Below are 18,396 nucleotides of genomic sequence, written 5' to 3'. Positions count from 1 at the left end.
TGCGATGTCGAACAAGAACGCTCTTTCTGCCACGAAGTCCCTCCACGCGATCGCCACCCGCAAGGCGATGCTCCGGCTGCTGCCGATCCTGTGCCTGGCCTACTTCATGTCCTATGTGGACCGCACGAATATCGCGATGGCGAAGACCCACCTGCAGGCGGATGTCGGCATCAGTGTGGCAGCCTTCGGCCTCGGCGCAGGCCTGTTCTTCATCACCTACGCCTTCCTCGAGGTGCCGAGCAACCTCATCATGTACCGCGTCGGCCCCCGGCGATGGATCTTCCGCATTGCGGTGAGTTGGGGAACCGTCACTGCCTTGATGATGTTCGTGAACAACGACATCACCTTCTACCTGCTCAGAATCCTGCTCGGCGCTGCTGAGGCCGGCCTCTTCCCGGCCATGATGTTCATGATCACGCAGTGGTTCGCCCAGAAGGACCGGGCGACGGCGATCGGTTACACCTACCTCGCCGCCACCCTCGGCATCTTCTTCGGCGGCCCCATGGGTGGGGCATTGATGGGGATGCAGGACACTCTGGGGCTCCACGGATGGCAGTGGATGTTCCTGGTAGAGGGAGCTCTGACCGTTCTCGTCGGGTTCGTCATCCTGGTCATGCTGCCGGACAAGCCGCAGTCCGCCGCCTGGCTCAGCCAGGAGGAGGCAGACGTCCTCACTGACGCCGCGACCGGTGGCAATGAGGCCCATGAACGGCACTCGCTCAAGGGCAACGTCAAGGTGGCCTTCGGCCGACCCTTCATCCTCCTTGTCGGCCTTATCTACTTTCTCAACCAGGTCACCAACAACGGTGTGACGTTCAACGTCCCCTCCATCGTGGAGGAGATGAATGTCAGCAGCACATTCGTGATCGGACTCCTCAGTGGTGTGACCGGCATCGGCGGCACCATCGGTGTGCTCCTCATCCCCAGGATCGCGAAGCGCTACACGAACGAATCCGCGATCATCGGCTACCTTGCCATCGGATGCGCTGTCACTGCCGCGCTGTTCCTCATGACGTCCTCTCCGCTCCTGCGTATCGTCCTCATCGGTCTCCTGGCCCTCTGCTTCACCGGTACCCTGCCGCTGTTCTGGTCCGTGGCGATGCCACGAATGACCGGGCTGATGGCTGCCGCCGGCCTGGCCTTCATCAACACCGTCGGACTGACCGGGGGATTCGTCGGCCCGTACGTCTTCGGGCTGGCGGAGACGGCGACCGGCACGCCCACGACCGGTTTCTGGATCATCATCGGTGTCTCCGTCATCGGCGGGCTTCTGGCTATCGCCCTGGGGAAGGCACTGAAGAGAGAGGACCGCGTGATGGCGAAGGAGGCCGCGGCAGCGGCCTCCACCCGGTCTACTTTCCGCCGTGCGGACGTCAATGACAGCTATGTCGAAAAGGCCAATGAACTCAAGGAGAAGCAGTGACTGAACAGTATGCAGAGCCCGAACTCGGCTTCCCGTTGTCAGGGATCCCTGGTTTCTACGCGGAGGAGATGCCGGAGACAGTTGTGGCGGAGGCTGCCGGGCAGACACTGACCTGGCAGGAGCTGGACCAGCAGAGCAACCGGGTTGCCCGCGGACTGAAGGAGAAAGGCTCAGAGCGGGGACGTATCGTGTCACTGTTGATCCCGAACTCCACCGCTCTGATCGTGGCGATCTTCGCCTGCTACAAGGCCGGTGCCAGCCCGCAGGTGCTGTCACCACGGATGACGCCCCATGAGCTGAGTGCGATCCTTGAACTCGGTGAGCCCGCCGCCGTCATCGTCGCGGACGACGGGAGTGGACCCGAGTTCCCGGGCACCGTCACACTGCAAGAACTGGGGGACGGGCACGGTGACGATGCCCTGGACCCGGAGGTGGCGGTTGCCTGGAAAGCCCCCGTCTCCGGCGGGTCGACCGGTAGACCGAAGATCATCCTCTCTGGACGGGAGGCTGTCACCTCCGACATCGACCCGACGTTCTGGGGCGTCGGACAGAGAGAAAGGTCGCTGATCACCGCGCCACTGTTCCACAATGCTCCGTTGAACACGGCCCTGTGCACGATCTTCCGCGGCGGCACCGTCTCGTTGCTCAGCAGATTCGATGCCGAAGGAACGTTGGCGGAGATCGACCGGTTCGGTGCTACCTGGATCTACCTGGTTCCCACGATGATGCGCCGGATCATGGCACTGCCCGAGGACGTCCGCACCTCGTACTCGCTGGAATCCGTGCATTCCTTCTGGCACTGCGCGGAACCCTGCCCCGCCTGGCTGAAGCGGGAGTGGATCGACTGGGTCGGAGCCGAGCGACTCTGGGAGCTCTATGCCGGTACCGAGGCCGAGGCCGGGTGCACCGTCCGCGGCGATGAATGGCTTGAGCACGAGGGTTCGATCGGTAAGGTCACCTGGGGACGGATCATCCTGTTGGACAGCGACGGGAACGAGATCACCGAACCAGACGTCACCGGTGAGGTGTTCATGCGCCCGCCCGAGGGGATGCCGCCGACGTACCGTTACATCGGGGCGGAGCCGAGGACCCGTCGAGGCTGGTCCTCACTCGGTGACATGGGGCACTTCGACAGTGACGGCTACCTCTACCTTCATGACCGGAGTTCCGACATGGTCACCGTCGGTGGCGTGAACATCTACCCTGCGGAGGTCGAGGCAGCATTGATGGAGCACCCGCAGGTGCTCATCGCCGTGGTTATCGGGCTCCCCGATCCGGACACGGGCAACCGGTTGCATGCCATCATCAACACCACCGGCGGTGATGGAGTCACGGACGAGGAACTGGCGTTGTTCCTCGCTGACCGCTTGTCGCGGAATAAACTTCCCAGGACCTACGAGAGAGTCAGCGAACCGCTACGGGACGACGCGGGCAAAGTTCGCCGCCCGGCCCTGCGAGCGGCGCGTCTCAGCACCGCAGACACCACAGGCACCACAGACCATTCCAGAAAGGCATCAACGGCATCATGACCAACGCAGAACTTTTCGACATTTCGGGGCAGACAGTCCTGGTCACCGGCGGAGCGCGGGGCATCGGGCTGATGATCGCCGAAGGGCTCCTCCGCGCCGGGGCCACCGTCCTGGTGTCCACCCGCAAGGCGGACGCCGCGCAGGAGGCGCAGCGGGAACTCTCGCAGTACGGGGAGGTCCACGCCATCGCCGCCGACATCTCGACCGAAGAGGGATGCCGGGAGCTCGCCGAGCAGGTCAAGAACCACACCGATCACCTCGACGGGCTGGTCAACAACGCCGGTGCGACCTGGGGCGCCACCTTCGACGAGTTCCCGCCGTCCGCCTGGGACAAGGTACTCGGCGTGAACGTCAAGACGCCCTTCGTGCTCGCCCAGCTCCTGCGTCCGCTGCTCGAGGCCGGTGCAGGCACCGCTCCGTCCCGCATCATCAACATCGGCTCCATCGACGGCCTCGCCGTTCCCAACTACGAGAACTACTCGTACTCGGCGTCGAAGGCGGCGGTCCACCACATGACCAGGCACATGGCGTCTACCCTGGCGCCGTCGATCCTGGTCAACGCCATCGCCCCGGGGCCGTTCCCCACCAAGATGATGAAGTGGGCCATCGACGAGCACGGCGACGAGATGAGCAGGGCCAACCCCCTCGGACGGCTGGGACGGCCCGAGGACGCCGTCGGACTCGTGACATTCCTGCTGGCGCCGGCGAGTTCCTTCATCACCGGTACGACCATCCCGCTCGACGGTGGACTGACCTCCACGATGTCCGTTGCCATGCACGATCCGACCAACTCACAGAACTGAACCGAGGAGAACCGAGAACATGAGAGAAGCAGTGGTGGTTTCCACCGCACGCACCCCCATCGGCCGCGCCTACAAGGGTGCATTCAGTGACACCCAGGGCCAGGAACTCGCCGCACACGCGATCGCTGCCGCGGTGGAGCGGGCGGGCCTCGACCCGTCTGACGTGGAGGAGGTCATCCTCGGCTGCGCCATGCAGGAAGGCTCGACCGGGTACAACGTCGCACGTCAGGCCGCCCTGCGTGCCGAGCTTCCGGTCTCCGTGCCGGGCATGACCGTCGACCGCCAGTGCGCGTCCGGCCTGATGGCCGTGGCGACGGCGGCGAAGGAGATCATCGTCGACGGCCTGCAGGTCGCTGTCGGCGGCGGCGTGGAGTCGATCAGCCTCGTGCAGAATGAGCACCGCAACAGCTACCGCGTCGTCGACCCGTGGCTCAAGGAGAACGGGCACGACGTCTACATCCCCATGCTGGAGACCGCCGAGAACGTGGCGGAGCGCTTCTCCGTCTCGCGTGCGGCCCAGGACGAGTACGCCCTGGAGTCCCAGCGCCGGACCGCCGCCGCCCAGGAGGCCGGACTGTTCGACGATGAGATCGTCCCCCTCGGCGGTCTCTCCCTCGACGAAGGCAACCGGCCGTCCACCACGGCCGAGGGCCTGGCGAAGCTGAAGGCGGTCCTGCCGGACCGTCCCGGGCACGACGCCACCATCTCCGCAGGCAACGCCTCCCAGCTCTCGGACGGTGCGGCCGCCGTCGTCCTGATGGAGAAGGACGAGGCCACGCGACGGGGCCTGGAGCCCCTGGGCACCTACCGCGGAATCGCCGTGGCCGGGTGTGAGCCGGACGAGATGGGCATCGGGCCGATCTACGCCGTGCCGAAGCTGCTGGAGCAGCACGGGCTCACCGTCGACGACATCGATCTGTGGGAGCTCAACGAAGCTTTCGCCTCCCAGGCGGTGTACTGCCGGGACCAGTTGGGTATCGACCCGGAGAAATACAACGTCAACGGCGGCGCCATCGCCATCGGCCACCCCTACGGCATGAGCGGCGCCCGCATGGTCGGCCACGTGCTGCGTGAAGGCAGGCGGCGCGGGGCCCGGTACGTGGTCGTCACGATGTGCATCGGCGGCGGAATGGGAGCGGCCGGGCTGTTCGAACTGTGACTGTATAGTCTGTATAGACTGTAAGTCATGACAGTGGACTCCTTCGGCGCCGATATGACAGCCCATGATCAGGCGCGTCATCAGATTCTCGACGCCGCAGCCGAAGTCTTCCAGCTCAGAGGTTTCGACCGCGCCACCATCGACGACATCGCCGAGGAGATCGGTGCGACGAAGGGGCGGGTCTACTACTACTACCGCTCGAAGTTCGACATCTACCTCGCGGTCTACGAGGAGGGGATGAAGATCGTCCGGCAGGTGGTGGAGCCGTTCTCCACAGGCGTGGGCACCGGTGCCGAACGGCTCACCGCCATGAGCGAGGCGCACCTGGCGAACCTCATGCAGAACCTCGGCTACCACAATGCCATTCACCAGGGTGTCCCCGGACAGCGTTTCGCCGCGCTCAAAGAGCGCCAACGCGAGGTGCTCGAGACGATCAACGGACTCCGCGAGGAGTACGAGGTGATGTTCCGGCAGGTGCTGGAGGACGGTGTCGCCGACGCGAGTATCCGCGACGGTGACCGGCGGCTGATGACCCGTGTCCTGTTGAGCAGCCTGAACAGCACCGCGATGTGGTTCCGCCCCCGCGAGGGGCAGGACGAGGCCGAGATCCGGGCCCTTGCCGCCACGATCGTCGCCCAGGTGGTCGGCGGCATCACGAGGCAGTAAGATTCTTCTGAAAATACATAGTTTTCTCTGTCGATAATCCCGGTCCCCACAGTGGGGTCCGGGATTACTCGTTCTGTCATTCCAGGTCACAGACTTCCGGATTGATTCGTGCCACGCGCGAAAATAAGACCTTCCCACTGTCACGCCGGGCCGACGCTACGGTGTCGTCAACTGACTGACGACCCGGAGGCGGAATGCGGGACACGAAACGAAAAATAGGGGCGACGCTCCTCGTCCTGGCACTCGGTGGCGGTGCGGCACCGGCCTGCGCCGGCACAGCCGACGACCCGCCCGGAGAGACGACACATTCCGCGCCGGTCACCGCACCGGCCCAGATCCCCACCGTCCAGGACGACGCGTCCTTCTTCGCGCTTCCCGACGGAGACGACGCCGAGGACCTGCAGCGACTCGCCCCCGGTGCGCCGCTGAAGCAACGCACCGTCCCGGCTGAGATCGGGGAGATCGAGGGGATCGACGCCCCGTTGCAGGCCACCCAGGTGCAGTACCGCACCACCGACACCCTCGGTGAGCCCTCCGTGGCCGTGACCAGTGTGATCCACCCGCCGTCCTCCGTCGAGCCGTCCGGCAACACCGTGATGTACGCCAGCTTCTACGACTCCATGCGCCCCGAGGACGGACCGTCCCGCGTCCTGTCCGGGAACGTCACCGAAGGTGGCGCCGTCGTGCTGGCGGAACTCGCCTTCATCGCGCCCCTGCTCGCCGCCGGACATACCGTGGTCATGCCCGATATCCAGGGCGAGGGGGAGATCTTCGCCACCGGCCCGGAGTACGGGCAGATCATCCTCGACGGCCTCCGCGCGTCCCACCGGACTCCCGGAGCCGGGGTCCCGCCTGACGCTCCGACCGCGCTCGTCGGTTACTCCGGCGGATCGATCGGCGCCGGTTGGGCGTCGATCCTGGCGGAAAGCTACGCACCGGACGTCGCCGACAACATCGTCGGGGTGGCACAGGGCGGCACCATGGTGCGCCCCGAACACAACCTCGTCTACGCGGGGGAGGGCAGCGGCTGGTCCGGTGTCGTCGGTATGGCGATGGTGGGGCTGGCGCGTGCCTACGGTGTCGACCTGGACCCCTATCTCACGGACGTCGGCCGACAGGTCTTCGCCGACATGGACCGCGTCGCCATCGGTGACGCCTCCGACTCCTACGATCACCTGCGGTGGGAGGAGATCATCCTGCCGGAGTACCCGGACCCGGATTCCATTCCCGAGGTGCGTCACCTTCTGGACGACACGAACATGGGGTTGCGGGACACCCCGCCGTACCCTCAGCTGCTGGTACAGGCCGGAGGCGGCGAAGCGGAGAACACCCCGCCGCATCCGGTCCTCGGTGACGGCGACGGTGTGATGCTGCTCGGCGACGCCCGCTCGCTGGCCCGGAAATACTGTGAGGACGGGACGGACGTGGACTACCGGGAGATACCGGCCGGTGGCCACGCGTTGGCAGGGGCCGCGTGGGCAGCGCAGATGGTGCCGTGGATCAACGCCCGCTTCGCCGGCGAGGAGCCGACGAGTACCTGCGGGCAGATCCCCGAGGGCAACCCGCTGCAGTGAGGTGCCCGCTCAGCTGCCGTGGCTCGAGCGGAAGCCGCGCAGCCGCAACGAGTTGGAGACCACGAACACCGAGGAGAACGCCATGGCCACACCCGCGAGCATCGGGTTGAGCAGTCCGACTGCCGCCACCGGGATCAACGCGACGTTGTAGGCGAAGGCCCAGAACAGGTTGCCGCGGATCGTGCCGAGGGTACGACGCGACAGGCGGATGGCGTCGACGGCGGAGCGCAGGTCGTCATTCATCAGGGTGATGTCCGACGCCTCGATGGCCACATCCGTCCCGGCGCCCATCGCCAAACCGAGTTCCGCGGACGCCAGGGCCGCGGCATCGTTGACACCGTCACCGACCATGGCCACGTTCCGGCCCTCGGCCTGGAGCGTGCCGATGTGGTCGACCTTCTCGTCCGGCATCACCCCGGCGATGACGTTCTCCGGGGCGATCCCGACCTCGGCGGCGACGGCACGGGCGGCACCTTCGTTGTCGCCGGTGAGGAGCATCGGTGTCAGACCGAGCTCCTTGAGTCCGGCCACGGCCTCGGCGGAGGTCGGTTTCACCGTGTCCCGCACGGTGATCACCCCGGCGGCGCTCCCGTCGATTTCGACGACGACCGGAGTGCCACCGGCGTCCTGCGCCGCGTCGAAGGCCTGTTGCAGGTCATCGGGCAGGTGTGTGCCGGGACGACCCACGGTCACGGTGGACCCGTCGACCGTCCCGGTGACGCCCCGCCCCGCGGTGGTGGCGAAATCGGTGGCCTGCGGAATCGAGCCACGCTGCTCGGCCTCGCGCACGATCGCCCGGGCGATCGGATGCTCGGAGCCTGCCTCCACGGCGGCGGCGGAAGCGAGCACGTCGGGGGTCGCGTCGCTGACGGACATCACTCCCGAGGTGACCGTGCCCGTCTTGTCCATGACGACGGTGTCGACACGGCGGGTGGACTCCAGCACCTCAGGCCCCTTGATGAGCAGGCCGAGCTGGGCACCGCGCCCGGTGCCGACCAGCAGTGCCGTCGGCGTGGCCAGGCCCAGGGCGCACGGGCACGCGATGATCAGCACCGCGACAGCGGCGGTGAATGCGGGCGCCACTCCACTGCCGGTGGCGATGTGGATGACCAGGGTCGCCACGGCGATGAGGATGACGACGGGGACGAAGACCTGCGAGATACGGTCCACCAGTCGCTGCACCGGTGCCTTCTTGGCCTGCGCGTCGGTGACCAGCTTCGCCATCTGGGACAGGGTGCTGTCCTCGCCGGTGCGGGTCACGCGGACGAGCAGCCGTCCCGAGGTGTTGATGGTCGCCCCGGTGACAGTGGACCCGTCCGTCACTTCGACCGGCACCGATTCGCCGGTGAGCATCGACTCGTCCACGGCGGAGCTGCCGTCGGTGACCACGCCGTCGGCCGCGATCTTCTCGCCCGGGCGCACCACGATCACGTCGTCGACCTGCAGCTCCTTGACGGGAACGCGGGTCTCGGTGCCGTCGCGCAGCACCGTGGCGTCCTTCGCCCCCATGTTCAGCAGGGTGCGCAGCGCCTCGGAGGAGCGGCCCTTCGCGCGGGTCTCGAACCAGCGGCCCAGCAGCAGGAAGGTGATGACCACCGCGGCGGTTTCGAGGTAGATCTCGTCCATCGTGGAGTCGGACGGCAGCAGGTGCATCTCCATGGTCATGCCGGGCATGCCTGCGTTACCCAGGAACAGCGCCCACAGCGACCACAGGTAGGCGGCGGTCGTCCCCATGCTGACCAGGGTGTCCATCGTGAAGGCGCCGTGACGCAGATTCGCCAGCGTGGCCCGGTGGAACGGTGCCCCGCCCCAGAAGTACACCGGGGTGACGGCGGTGAGTACCGCCCACTGCCAGTTCTCGAACTGCAGTGCCGGAATCATGCTCACCAGGACGACCGGCACGGTGATCAGCGCGGAGATGATCGTGCGCTTCTTCAGGTCGGCGGCCTCGCTGTCGCGGGCGGCGTCGACCCGCGACTGGCCGCTGTCCTGCCCACCGGACGAACCGGTATCGCCGGTGCTGTCGGTACTTGCATCGCCGGTGTCGTCGGCCATGGCGAAGGCGTCGTATCCGGCGCCTCGCACGGTGTCGATGAGGGCACCGGTGTCGGCCTTGGCCGGGTCGTAACGGACCGAGGCGGATTCGGTGGCGAAGTTCACCGTGGCCTCCACCCCGTCGAGCTTGTTGAGCTTGCGCTCCACACGGTTCGAGCAGGACGTGCAGGTCATGCCGGTGACGCCGAGGTCCAGGTCGATCAGGCCGACGGGTTCGGCGGGCGTGGTGGTCATGGTCAGCTCCTGATGGTGTAACCGGCCTCAGCGACGGCGTCGGCGACGGAGGAGTCGTCGACGTCCTCGCCGGTGACGGTGACGATTCCGGTGGACAGTTCGGCGTCGACCGAGGAGACGCCGGCGATCTCACCGATCTCCTCTTCGACGGAGGCCTTGCAGTGCCCGCAGGTCATGCCTTCGACGGTGTAGTTCTTGGTGATGGTGGCCATGATGCTCTCCTTCGTCGCTTCTTTCTCTCTGACGGTGCCGACTGTATACCCCTATGGGGTATGTCGCAAGGGGCAGGTCCGGCGTTCGGGGAGTGGCAGACCTGTCGGCCGGGTGGCAGGGACGATGGTCGATTTCGGGCTGCTATTCGCCCGTTACCCCTGCCCACGCAACCGATAACTCTGCCAACGCCACAGTCTGCCTGGAGAGCTGCGCGTGTCTCGCGCCTGGATCTCCGGGGATGCGGGAATACCGTCCTGCCCGCCAGGGTTGTCCCGGAGGTGACTACAACGACTTCCACGACCACGACCACAACGACGTCTCTCTTCGACCCGCTGGACACCGGCGCGCTCCACCTGAAGAACCGGGTGACCATGGCCGCGCTGACCCGTCAGCGTGCGGACGAGGACGGCGTACCCACCGACCTGCACGTGGAGTACTACCGGCAGCGCGCATCGGCCGGCCTGGTGCTGACTGAGGGCACCTTCCCCGCGTTCAGTAACCGTTCCTTCCCGGGGCAGGCCGGTATCGCCAACGACGAGCAGCAGGCCGGCTGGGCGCAGGTCGCCGACGCCGTGCACGCGGAGGGCGGGACGCTGGCCATGCAGATCATGCACGGTGGACGTACGTCCCACCCCGACCTGCTGCGCGGCGGAGAGCCGGAGGCGCCCAGTGCGATCGGCACTGGCGGGCCGGTACGGGGTTTCTCCGGGAAACTCGACGGCGTGGTGCCGAGAGCGTTGGAGACCGACGAGATCCCGCGGATCATCCAGGAGTTCGTGGACGGAGCGCGCCGGGCTGTCGACGCAGGCATTGACGCGGTGGAGATCCACGGTGCGAACGGTTACCTGCTGCACGAGTTCACGGCGGCGTCGTCGAACCACCGCGAGGACATCTACGGTGGTTCCCCGGAAAACCGGGCGCGTCTCACCGTCGAGGTGGTCCGGGCCGTGGCTGCCGAGATCGGAGCGGATCGCACGGCACTGCGGATCTCCCCGGAGCACGGTGTGCAGGGTGTTCCGGAGGACGACCGGGAGGGCGTCCTGGCCACCTACGGTGCCCTCATCGACGGCATCCGGGACCTCGGCTTGGCGTATCTTTCGGTGCTGCACGCGGACATCGACGGCGACCTGGTCGCGACCCTGCGTGAGAATTTTGCCGGGACATTCCTGCTCAACAGTGGTTTCGGCCACGTCACCGAGCTGGACGAGGCGCGGCACATCGTGGAGGACGATCTGGCGGATGCTGCAGTGGTCGGTCGTCAACTCATCGCCAACCCGGATCTGGTGCGTCGTTGGCAGGACGGACTGGAACTGAACCGGCCGGATTCCTCGACGTTCTACGTCGGCGGGGCCCACGGATACACGGACTACCCCTTCGCGGAGTAGGACGGAGGTCTGGTTCAAGGTGTGCTGCGTCGTCCAGCGCGTTCCGAGAATTCGTCGAGCAGATCGAGGAGATCGAGGACCTCGGGGCTGCGCCAGGCTCGGCGCCCCTTGACCGGTGACGGTGAGCGGCAGTGCGGGGGGCAAAGTCTCGTAGTATCTGCTCCCCGAGAACGACCTGGAGTACGTCTATGTCACGATTCGTTTCCGTAGCGGAGTGTGGCGAACGGAGCACTGCTTTTCGTACCTGTGTATTGCGCTGTGGGGATGATCTGGCAGAGGAGTCAGTCCGGTGGCAGACCCGCCGGTCGTTCTGGACCCCGAAAGCGACCGGGACCTCTGCCATCCAGCCCGTACCTCTGTCATCCGAGGGGTGGTGCGAACACCGCAGCGGTCCCGCAGGTGAACCCCCTACATCCCCCCACCGCACCTGTCGCGATACCGTGACCGTCCTACAGCGGCAGCCGCCGCACGATGAACTGCGGCAGATTCTTCAGGATCAGCATGATCGGGCGGAACAGCGGGTGGATCCAGATGACCGGTTTGCCGTTGTCCACCCCGGCGGCGACAGCCTTGGCAGCGTCGGTCTTGTCCACGGTGAGCGGGGCGTCGTCCAGCGCGGCGGTCATGTTCGTGCGGACCTGGCCGGGGCGCACCGTCAGGACCTTCACCCCGGTGCCACGCAGGGCCTCACCGAGCATCCGGTAGAAGCCGTCCACGCCGGCCTTGGTGGAGCCGTAGACGAAGTTCGAGCGGCGCACCATCTCACCGGCGACGGAGGAGAACACCACGATCTGGCCGTGGCCCTGGGCCTTCATCCGGTTGGACAGCAGCACGCCGACGGAGACCGCACCGGTGTAGTTGACCTGGGCGGCCAGCACGGCCTGCTTCTGGTCGGTCCACTGCACCTCGTTGTCGCCGAGCACGCCGAAAGCGACGACGGCGAGGTCGATGTCGCCACCGGCCCAGATCTCGTCGAAGACCTCCGGGTGGGAGTCGAAGTCGGTGGCGTCGAAGCCGACCGTCTCCACGGTGGAGGCACCGGCGGACTCCATGCGGCCGACAGCGGAGGAGAGGTCCTCACCCGGACGGGTGGCCAGCACCACGCGTGCCGGACCACGGGTCAGGAACTCCTCGACCACGGCGAGCCCCATGTCGGAGGCGCCGCCGAGCAGCAGGATGGACTGGGGTTTACCCACGGCATTGATCATTGGAAGACTCTCCTAGTTGAGCTCGAGGCGGCGGGACATGTCGGAGGCGAAGACACCGGTGGGGTCGATGGACCGTCGGGTGTCCAGCCAGCCGGACAGGCCGGGGTACATCTTGTGGAAGTTCTCGGCGGAGGTCCGCGACTCCTTGGCCAGGTAGAGACGTCCGCCGAACTCCATGACGCGCTGGTCGAGCTTGTCGAGGAACTCGCCGAGACCCGGGCGTATCGGGAAGTCCACGCACACGTTCCACCCCGGCATGGGGTAGCTCAGCGGTGCACGGTTGCCCTCGCCGAAGAGCTTGAAGACGTTGAGCGCGGAGTAGTGGCCGGACGCCTGGATGTCGCGGATGATGTCCTTGAACGCTTCCACGGCCTCGGTCGGCACCACGAACTGGTACTGCAGGAAGCCCTTGGAGCCGTAGCCGCGGTTCCACTCTCCGATGAGGTCGAGCGGCTGGTAGAACTGCGTGAGGTTCTTGATCTGGTTCTTCGCCGGGGCGCCCATCGTGTAGTACGCCAGGCCGACCGCCGAGAGGGTCAGCTTGTTCAGGGTGAAGGACGGGAAGATGTCCGGCACGGTCATCAGCTGCGGTGCGTTGAACTTCAGCGGGTCCGCCGCCAGTTTCGGCGCGTACTCCTTGAGCTGGTCCAGGGTGGCCAGGGACCCGCGGGAGATCGTCGCCCGGCCCAGTTTCGGGGCGGGGGAGATGCAGTCGAACCACGCCGAGGAGTAGGTGTAGTTGACCTCGGAACCGTCGGAGTGCGCGGCGATGGTCTCGTCGAGCGTGTCCGTGCGGTCGGTGTCCGCCAGGAAGTAGGCGGTCTCGGTCTTCGTCATCCGGATGGTGGCGCGCAGGATGATGCCGGTCAGCCCCATCCCGCCGACGGTGGCCCAGAACAGGGTGCCGTCGGGGTCGTCCGTGGAGCCTTCCGGTTCCAGGTGCAGGACGCGGCCGTCGGCGACGAGCAGTTCCATGGAGACCACGTGGTCGCCGAAGGATCCGGCGGAGTGGTGGTTCTTGCCGTGGATGTCCGGGCCGATGGCACCACCGATGGTGACCTGGCGGGTGCCGGGCAGGACGGGGACCCAGAGGCCGGACGGCAGCGCGGCCTTCATCAGCTGGTCGAGGGTGACGCCGGCGTCCACGTCGACCAGGGCGGTGTCCGGGTCGATGGAGTGGATGCGGTTGAGCTGCTGCATGTCGATCACGAGGCCGCCGCCGTTCATGGCGGGGTCGCCGTAGGACCGGCCCATGCCGCGGGCGATGACGCCGCGCTTGAGGTGGTCGGGCTTGTCGGCGTTGTCGTCGGCGACCTGGGCGACGGCGGCGGAGATGATGTCGACATCAGGGGTGGCGAGGACCTCGGCCGAGGTGGGCGCGGTTCGTCCCCACCCGGTGAGCGTCCGGGTGTGCGTCTTCAGTTCCATGGGGACCACCCTACCGCCGGGGGAGGCTGATTCATGTCATAGTTGGGGCATGGGACGGGTCAGAGGTACGCAGGATGTGGCGTGGGTCGCACACGAGTGGGAGTCTCTGCGGGGGATGCGCTCGCGTGGCGAGATCGGTGAGGAGTCCTACCTGCGCAGGTGTGAGGAACTCTCGGATTGTCTGGGAACTTCCCGTGAAGACGAGGAGTTGGCGTACCGGATCGACCTGCTGCGTTGCCTGGAGGGGGAGGCGTTGGACCGGCGGGACACCGTCGACCTGTTGCCGGGGCTGTGGGCGATCCACCGGGAGGACCCGGAACGCTTCCCGGCGAATCCTGATGCGGGACTGGTCGCCGGTGACACAGGTGACAGAGGCGACAGGGGTGACACGGGTGACACGGGTGACACGGGTGACGCCGACCTGCCGAATATCTTCGATCTGCTGTGGCAGGAGATCGTCCTGAGCGCCGCGCAGCGTCCGGACATGGACCTTGTGGATCTGGAGGATCTGAGCGACCAGGCTGTCGGGGCGCTGCGGGAGCTGGGACGGACCGAGACTGATATCGCCGAGACCCGGGTGCGTGTCCTGCTGGCACTGGGCCGGTTGGACGAGGCGCAGGAGCTGCTCGACGATCTGCCGGAGCCGTCGTTGCCGGAGGAGATGACCTGGGCGGAGGCGCACCGTTTCCAGCGTGACCTGGACGTCCGGGGCATGGTGGCGCTACAGCGTGGCGACCTGGAGTCGGTGGTCGGGATCGTCGCGGCGATGGAGAACGCCCCGGAGGCCCATGTCCAGCCGACGGTGATGCTTGCCGAGTCGTTGATCCCGCTCTCCGGTGTCGTCGCGCCGGAGGTCTCGGCGGCGCGGGCGGCTTTCGTCGCTGACCGGGCGGTGGGCTCGCCGGAGTTGTCGGACGCACTGTTGCAGGTCGCCGAGTATCTGGCGGTGTCGGGGCGGGCGTCACTGGCGCTGGGGCTGCTTGACCGGATGCTGCCGGTCATGGCGCTGCACCGGAGTGACCCCTCCGCGGACGTCCACCTGCTGGAGGGGATGCACACGGTTCTCACCGCGGCGGTGGAGGCCGGTCACGGTGCGGTGCGTCCGTTGTTCGCCGGGTTGCCGGCGGTGGCGGACTGGCTGGCGTTGGCGGGGGAGCAGGCCGGCGGCGGGACGGTCGCGGGTCTCGCCCGGTGGACCGGGGAACGGGCACGCTCCGCAGCGGCCGCGCTGGACCGGCGCAACGGCAATGATGTCGAGTCGAGCATCGGGTTGGCCCTGCACCGGGCACCGTCCGGTGCGCCGTCGGCGCCGGATGTCCCGGTGCCGGAGTCCCACGCCCTGTCGGTGACCCCGGTGATGCCGACGCGTCTGCCGTCCTGGGTGGAGGACGCCTGGCTGCATCTGCCGCGTGAGGTCGCCGACTGGCGTGGCGAGGTCAGTGGGGCGGTGTCTCCCGAGATCCCGGTGGCTGGCCCGGTGGACCTCTCGACGCTCGACACGGGTGACACTGTTGCCGCACTGATGATGTACTCGATGCTCGGACTGTCGGAGGCGGTGGAGGTCACGGTCGACCGGTTGACTGAGATCCGCGACGGACGTGTGGGCCTGGGCCCGCACGAGGCCCTCGTCGAGGAGCTCCTGCGCAGGTACGACGTGCAGGACGACGGTATCGACGAGGATGACGACGATATCGAGGACGTCCCGGCGGAGGACGACGAAGCGGCAGGTCCGCCGGTGCTGGACGAGCTCGACGAGATGCTCCGGGAACGGCAGCGCACCCAGGACGACGCGGAGGACGCCGGCGCCGACCCCGCCACCATTCTCGCTAACCGGGTGGAGACGGTCGCAGGGTTCTGGCAGGGCTCCGGTCCGCTCGTCCGACGCGTCATCGAACAGGACGTCCTGATGGGCGGGGTGTACCCCGACAGGGAGTCGCTGCGACTGGCGTTGCGCGCACTACGCCAAGTCACCCGGCTGGTGCCGCGGTCGATCCCGGAGGTCGGCTCGGCACTGCTCGCCGGCATCACCGAGCTCGCCGCCGACGACCCGGCGGTGGACGCGCTGGTGGCACAGGTCGCGCACTACGTCGCCGGAGTCGCCCTGAGCCTGCCGGTCCCACCACCCGGGCCGGTGGCGATGCTCGGGGACGAAGCTGCACCGGAGTTGCTGGACGAACTGCTCTCCCTGGGTGTCGCCCTGTCCGGGCACGGTGCATTCCATGAGGCACTGGCGGTGTATGAACGGTGCCTGCGCATCGTGTCAGGCGAATCGGGGGAGGAGCCGACGATGTCGGACGACGAGGGGGCGCTGATGCGCATCCACCTCATGGCGGCGCGTGGCGAGACCCTGGCGAAGCTGGGAAACCACCGGGCCGCGGCGGCGGCTTTCGCCGAGGCGGCGGACAGTGCCCAGTTCCGGGAACAGTGGGAAGTCGCCGCGGAATACCATGTGACCTGCGTCTCCGCGCTCCTTGACGACCGGGACTTCCCACGGGCTGCGTTCGTCCTGGAGGGCTTCGACGACATCGAAGGACTCGACTGGACACGCTTCCCCCATGCCGCTTTCCGTCGTGAGGCGGAGGCCACCCGCCTGGCGACGGCCCTGGTGGGGGAGAACTTCGCCCGGGACTGGCCGGGCCAGGTCGAGCGGCTGAAGGAGGCCTACCAACGGTTTCATCTGGTGGCGACGTCGGTCGAGGCGGAACTGTCCTCGGAGGAGCTGGGGCTGCGCGCCGCCGGTGACCTCGTCGACCATGTGTTGAACATCAACCGGGGTCTGGTGCACACCGACCGGGTGGACGAGGCGCTGGCGTTGACGGCGTGGGCAGCCGGCGTGGCGAAGGAAGCGGAAGGGACGCTCACCCGTGCAGGGACGGACGTCTCACCGGGCGTCACGGTGGAGTCGGCACGTCTCGAGGCGCTGACGGAGGAGGCGCTGCTGCTGCATGTGGCGGGGCGCGACAACGAGGCGTTGCTGATCTTCGAGTCGGTGGCCCAACAGGCGCGCCGGGTCGACGCCGACTGGCTCATCGCCGCGGTGACACGGCGCCTCGAGGCGGCGGCGCGCTACGGCGGCGATCCGGTGGTCCGTGACCGTTACGCCGCCCTGCTCGGTGACGTGCGGGGCTGACGGTCCCGACGGGTCCGTCCACTGGTCCGTCTGGCGGTCTGTCGGGCGGTCTGTCTACAGGTCCATGACCTCGCGGATCGTCTCGGGGAGCTCGGCGACGCAGGTGATGGTGGGCCCGTCATAGTCGCGCAGTTCCTGGTTGACGATGCGTCGACTCGTGGAGTCGAGCACCGGGAGCTCCTGGGCGAGCAGTCGTACCATGAACTCATTCAGTGGTGCCTCGGCGTGCGAGGCGGCCTCGTAGCTCTTGTCCGCCGACGTGCCGCCCACCACGCTGGTCTCCGCCCGCGACCCTTTCGTCCCGGCAGGTTGGCCGGCGGTGGCCTTGGCGATGTTGCGCCGCATCTGGGTCTTGGCGCGGTCTTTTCCGAACATGGCGTCCAGCGTACAACGGTGGTGTCCGGGTGCTGTTCTACACTCGGTGTCGTACGTGACTCCCGTACCGGGGTGCACGCCGAAACGGCAAGGAGGACCACGATGGCCAAGAAAACCAGAGCAAGCAGGGCAGGCAGCAGGGCACTCACGCAGAAGGAGTTCCGGATCATCGCCGCCACGACGCTGGGGTACTACCTGCTGCGCGACGTGGTGAAGCGGAAGTGGCCGCGTCGTGTCGGCCAGACGGTGGTACTCGCCACCGGTGTCGGTCTCGTCCTCGCCGACGAGTGGGACGCACTGTCGGACGAGGACCGTCAGGAGATCACCGAGGGCCTGGCGCAGGCACGTGAAGCGGTGGGCTCCGGTCCGGTGCCGGGAACGGTGGTGCTGGCGGCCGGTGCCACAGCGGCCGTGGGTGCCGGTGTGTGGCTGAACGGGCGCGTGGACGCCGCCGGCGCAGCGGTCGTGAGCGGTGTCGGGGGACGGGTCCCGCTGATCGGTGGAGTGTTCCGCGCCCTGCCGTCGACGATCTACGGCGCGGCGCAGCTCGGCGTACTCTACGTCGTGAACGAGCGGGTGCGCGCATGACCGACCCGAGCGCCCCGTCAGCCGCGGGAACCCAGTCCCAGCAGGCGGGGGCGACCCGCGCCCAGGATCCGCCGGTGATGGTCGCCGCCACCGTCGGCGACGTCACCGCGGTGTGGCAGGTCGAGGTCGACGCCCGGGTTCTGCTCGGTGACTTCAGCGGTGCCTGGCTCATCGATTCCGACGGCGTGCACGGTTTCGCTGCCGACGCCGACTGGATTGACGGGCGGGATGACCGTGAGACAGTCCTGTCACTCATTCTCGGTAGACCGGTCATCGTGTCGTCGGGTGAGGTAGCCGGACTGCCGGACGGGGTACAGGTGGTGGATCTCGAGGCGACGGTGGAGAACGCCCGTGCAGCCGTCGAACGCAACCGGGAAGACTTCGCCGAGGCGAACCCGGGCAAACAGCAACCCCCCTGGGGAGAGATCGAGTTCGAGGAGCAGGACGGGCTGCCGCCGCAGGGTCTGGACGGGGACGCCGCCGAGGCGGTGATGCGGTGCATGTCCACCGCCCGTGGGGTCCGCCGTCTCGCGCAGGGCTGGAATGCCGTCGAGAAACTCCGGGTGCAGCGGCTCGGCGGGGAGTTGCGGGCCCTGCCTCTCGTCCTCGCCTGAAGCGCGGCGGGA

At 67.3% G+C, this 18,396-nt stretch carries 15 protein-coding genes; 10 read left to right on the top strand and 5 right to left on the bottom strand.

Going from position 1 to position 18,396, the window contains the following annotated elements; all coding sequences use genetic code 11:
* Nucleotides 1-4: 4 nt before the first annotated feature.
* The 6 genes from FS507_RS07190 (at nucleotide 5) to FS507_RS07165 (ending at nucleotide 7,154) form a co-directional block, all read left to right on the top strand.
* Nucleotides 5-1,423: an MFS transporter gene (locus FS507_RS07190; RefSeq protein WP_260853208.1), complete on the top strand. Its 1,419-nt coding sequence runs from the start codon at nucleotides 5-7 to the stop codon at nucleotides 1,421-1,423.
* A complete protein-coding gene (locus FS507_RS07185; protein WP_260853207.1) occupies nucleotides 1,420-2,952 on the top strand; it encodes an AMP-binding protein in 1,533 nt (510 codons plus the stop codon). The genes FS507_RS07190 and FS507_RS07185 overlap by 4 nt, the downstream gene beginning before the upstream one ends.
* The gene (locus FS507_RS07180) at nucleotides 2,949-3,755 is read left to right on the top strand and encodes an SDR family oxidoreductase (protein ID WP_145942116.1); all 807 of its coding nucleotides are present in this window, start codon (nucleotides 2,949-2,951) and stop codon (nucleotides 3,753-3,755) included. The genes FS507_RS07185 and FS507_RS07180 overlap by 4 nt, the downstream gene beginning before the upstream one ends.
* 19 nt (nucleotides 3,756-3,774) lie before the next feature.
* Complete coding sequence (locus FS507_RS07175) at nucleotides 3,775-4,914, top strand: acetyl-CoA C-acyltransferase (protein ID WP_145942115.1); 1,140 nt, start codon at nucleotides 3,775-3,777, stop codon at nucleotides 4,912-4,914.
* Nucleotides 4,915-4,941: 27 nt separating this feature from the next.
* Nucleotides 4,942-5,580: a TetR/AcrR family transcriptional regulator gene (locus tag FS507_RS07170; protein ID WP_145942114.1), complete on the top strand. Its 639-nt coding sequence runs from the start codon at nucleotides 4,942-4,944 to the stop codon at nucleotides 5,578-5,580.
* 194 nt (nucleotides 5,581-5,774) lie between these two features.
* The gene (locus FS507_RS07165) at nucleotides 5,775-7,154 is read left to right on the top strand and encodes a lipase family protein (protein WP_145942113.1); all 1,380 of its coding nucleotides are present in this window, start codon (nucleotides 5,775-5,777) and stop codon (nucleotides 7,152-7,154) included.
* Between the two features lie 9 nt (nucleotides 7,155-7,163).
* On the opposite strand, the gene FS507_RS07160 is transcribed toward FS507_RS07165, so the two are convergent.
* Both FS507_RS07160 and FS507_RS07155 read right to left on the bottom strand, forming a co-directional pair.
* Complete coding sequence (locus FS507_RS07160; RefSeq protein WP_145942112.1) at nucleotides 7,164-9,443, bottom strand: heavy metal translocating P-type ATPase; 2,280 nt, start codon at nucleotides 9,441-9,443, stop codon at nucleotides 7,164-7,166.
* A 2-nt stretch (nucleotides 9,444-9,445) separates the two neighbouring features.
* Nucleotides 9,446-9,655 carry a heavy-metal-associated domain-containing protein gene (locus tag FS507_RS07155; RefSeq protein ID WP_145942111.1) on the bottom strand — a complete coding sequence of 70 codons (210 nt, stop codon included), beginning with the start codon at nucleotides 9,653-9,655 and terminating at the stop codon, nucleotides 9,446-9,448.
* A 279-nt stretch (nucleotides 9,656-9,934) separates the two neighbouring features.
* Here FS507_RS07155 and FS507_RS07150 point away from each other — a divergent pair, with 279 nt between their 5' ends.
* Complete coding sequence (locus FS507_RS07150; RefSeq protein WP_145942110.1) at nucleotides 9,935-11,041, top strand: alkene reductase; 1,107 nt, start codon at nucleotides 9,935-9,937, stop codon at nucleotides 11,039-11,041.
* 449 nt (nucleotides 11,042-11,490) lie between these two features.
* Here FS507_RS07150 and FS507_RS07145 read toward each other — a convergent pair whose 3' ends face one another.
* Nucleotides 11,491-12,249, bottom strand: coding sequence for a decaprenylphospho-beta-D-erythro-pentofuranosid-2-ulose 2-reductase (locus FS507_RS07145; protein ID WP_145942109.1), 759 nt, complete (start codon nucleotides 12,247-12,249; stop codon nucleotides 11,491-11,493).
* A 12-nt stretch (nucleotides 12,250-12,261) separates the two neighbouring features.
* The gene (locus FS507_RS07140) at nucleotides 12,262-13,677 is read right to left on the bottom strand and encodes an FAD-binding oxidoreductase (RefSeq protein WP_145942108.1); all 1,416 of its coding nucleotides are present in this window, start codon (nucleotides 13,675-13,677) and stop codon (nucleotides 12,262-12,264) included.
* A gap of 49 nt (nucleotides 13,678-13,726) precedes the next feature.
* Between FS507_RS07140 and FS507_RS07135 the strand changes: the two genes are divergently transcribed.
* Nucleotides 13,727-16,807 carry a hypothetical protein gene (locus FS507_RS07135; protein WP_145942107.1) on the top strand — a complete coding sequence of 1,027 codons (3,081 nt, stop codon included), beginning with the start codon at nucleotides 13,727-13,729 and terminating at the stop codon, nucleotides 16,805-16,807.
* Nucleotides 16,808-16,861: 54 nt separating this feature from the next.
* On the opposite strand, the gene FS507_RS07130 is transcribed toward FS507_RS07135, so the two are convergent.
* Nucleotides 16,862-17,182, bottom strand: a complete 321-nt coding sequence (locus tag FS507_RS07130) for a hypothetical protein (protein WP_145942106.1) — start codon at nucleotides 17,180-17,182, stop codon at nucleotides 16,862-16,864.
* Nucleotides 17,183-17,284: 102 nt separating this feature from the next.
* Here FS507_RS07130 and FS507_RS07125 point away from each other — a divergent pair, with 102 nt between their 5' ends.
* Together FS507_RS07125 and FS507_RS07120 are read left to right on the top strand one after the other, a co-directional pair.
* Nucleotides 17,285-17,770 carry a hypothetical protein gene (locus tag FS507_RS07125; protein WP_145942105.1) on the top strand — a complete coding sequence of 162 codons (486 nt, stop codon included), beginning with the start codon at nucleotides 17,285-17,287 and terminating at the stop codon, nucleotides 17,768-17,770.
* Complete coding sequence (locus FS507_RS07120) at nucleotides 17,767-18,384, top strand: N-acetylglucosamine-6-phosphate deacetylase (protein WP_145942104.1); 618 nt, start codon at nucleotides 17,767-17,769, stop codon at nucleotides 18,382-18,384. Before FS507_RS07125 ends, FS507_RS07120 begins: the two co-directional genes overlap by 4 nt.
* Nucleotides 18,385-18,396: the final 12 nt, after the last annotated feature.

The organism is Corynebacterium glyciniphilum AJ 3170, from assembly GCF_007673095.1.
In the GTDB taxonomy this organism is placed as follows: domain Bacteria; phylum Actinomycetota; class Actinomycetes; order Mycobacteriales; family Mycobacteriaceae; genus Corynebacterium.
This window is presented reverse-complemented; position numbering and strand designations above follow the sequence as displayed.

Coding starts and splice junctions, on each gene's coding strand:
- FS507_RS07155 (WP_145942111.1), bottom strand. CDS start 9,655: ATGGCCACCATCACCAAGAACTACACCGTCGAAGGCATGACCTGCGGG.
- FS507_RS07130 (WP_145942106.1), bottom strand. CDS start 17,182: ATGTTCGGAAAAGACCGCGCCAAGACCCAGATGCGGCGCAACATCGCC.
- FS507_RS07170 (WP_145942114.1), top strand. CDS start 4,942: ATGACAGTGGACTCCTTCGGCGCCGATATGACAGCCCATGATCAGGCG.
- FS507_RS07140 (WP_145942108.1), bottom strand. CDS start 13,677: ATGGAACTGAAGACGCACACCCGGACGCTCACCGGGTGGGGACGAACC.
- FS507_RS07175 (WP_145942115.1), top strand. CDS start 3,775: ATGAGAGAAGCAGTGGTGGTTTCCACCGCACGCACCCCCATCGGCCGC.
- FS507_RS07190 (WP_260853208.1), top strand. CDS start 5: ATGTCGAACAAGAACGCTCTTTCTGCCACGAAGTCCCTCCACGCGATC.
- FS507_RS07160 (WP_145942112.1), bottom strand. CDS start 9,443: ATGACCACCACGCCCGCCGAACCCGTCGGCCTGATCGACCTGGACCTC.
- FS507_RS07120 (WP_145942104.1), top strand. CDS start 17,767: ATGACCGACCCGAGCGCCCCGTCAGCCGCGGGAACCCAGTCCCAGCAG.
- FS507_RS07125 (WP_145942105.1), top strand. CDS start 17,285: ATGGCCAAGAAAACCAGAGCAAGCAGGGCAGGCAGCAGGGCACTCACG.
- FS507_RS07135 (WP_145942107.1), top strand. CDS start 13,727: ATGGGACGGGTCAGAGGTACGCAGGATGTGGCGTGGGTCGCACACGAG.
- FS507_RS07180 (WP_145942116.1), top strand. CDS start 2,949: ATGACCAACGCAGAACTTTTCGACATTTCGGGGCAGACAGTCCTGGTC.
- FS507_RS07145 (WP_145942109.1), bottom strand. CDS start 12,249: ATGATCAATGCCGTGGGTAAACCCCAGTCCATCCTGCTGCTCGGCGGC.
- FS507_RS07165 (WP_145942113.1), top strand. CDS start 5,775: ATGCGGGACACGAAACGAAAAATAGGGGCGACGCTCCTCGTCCTGGCA.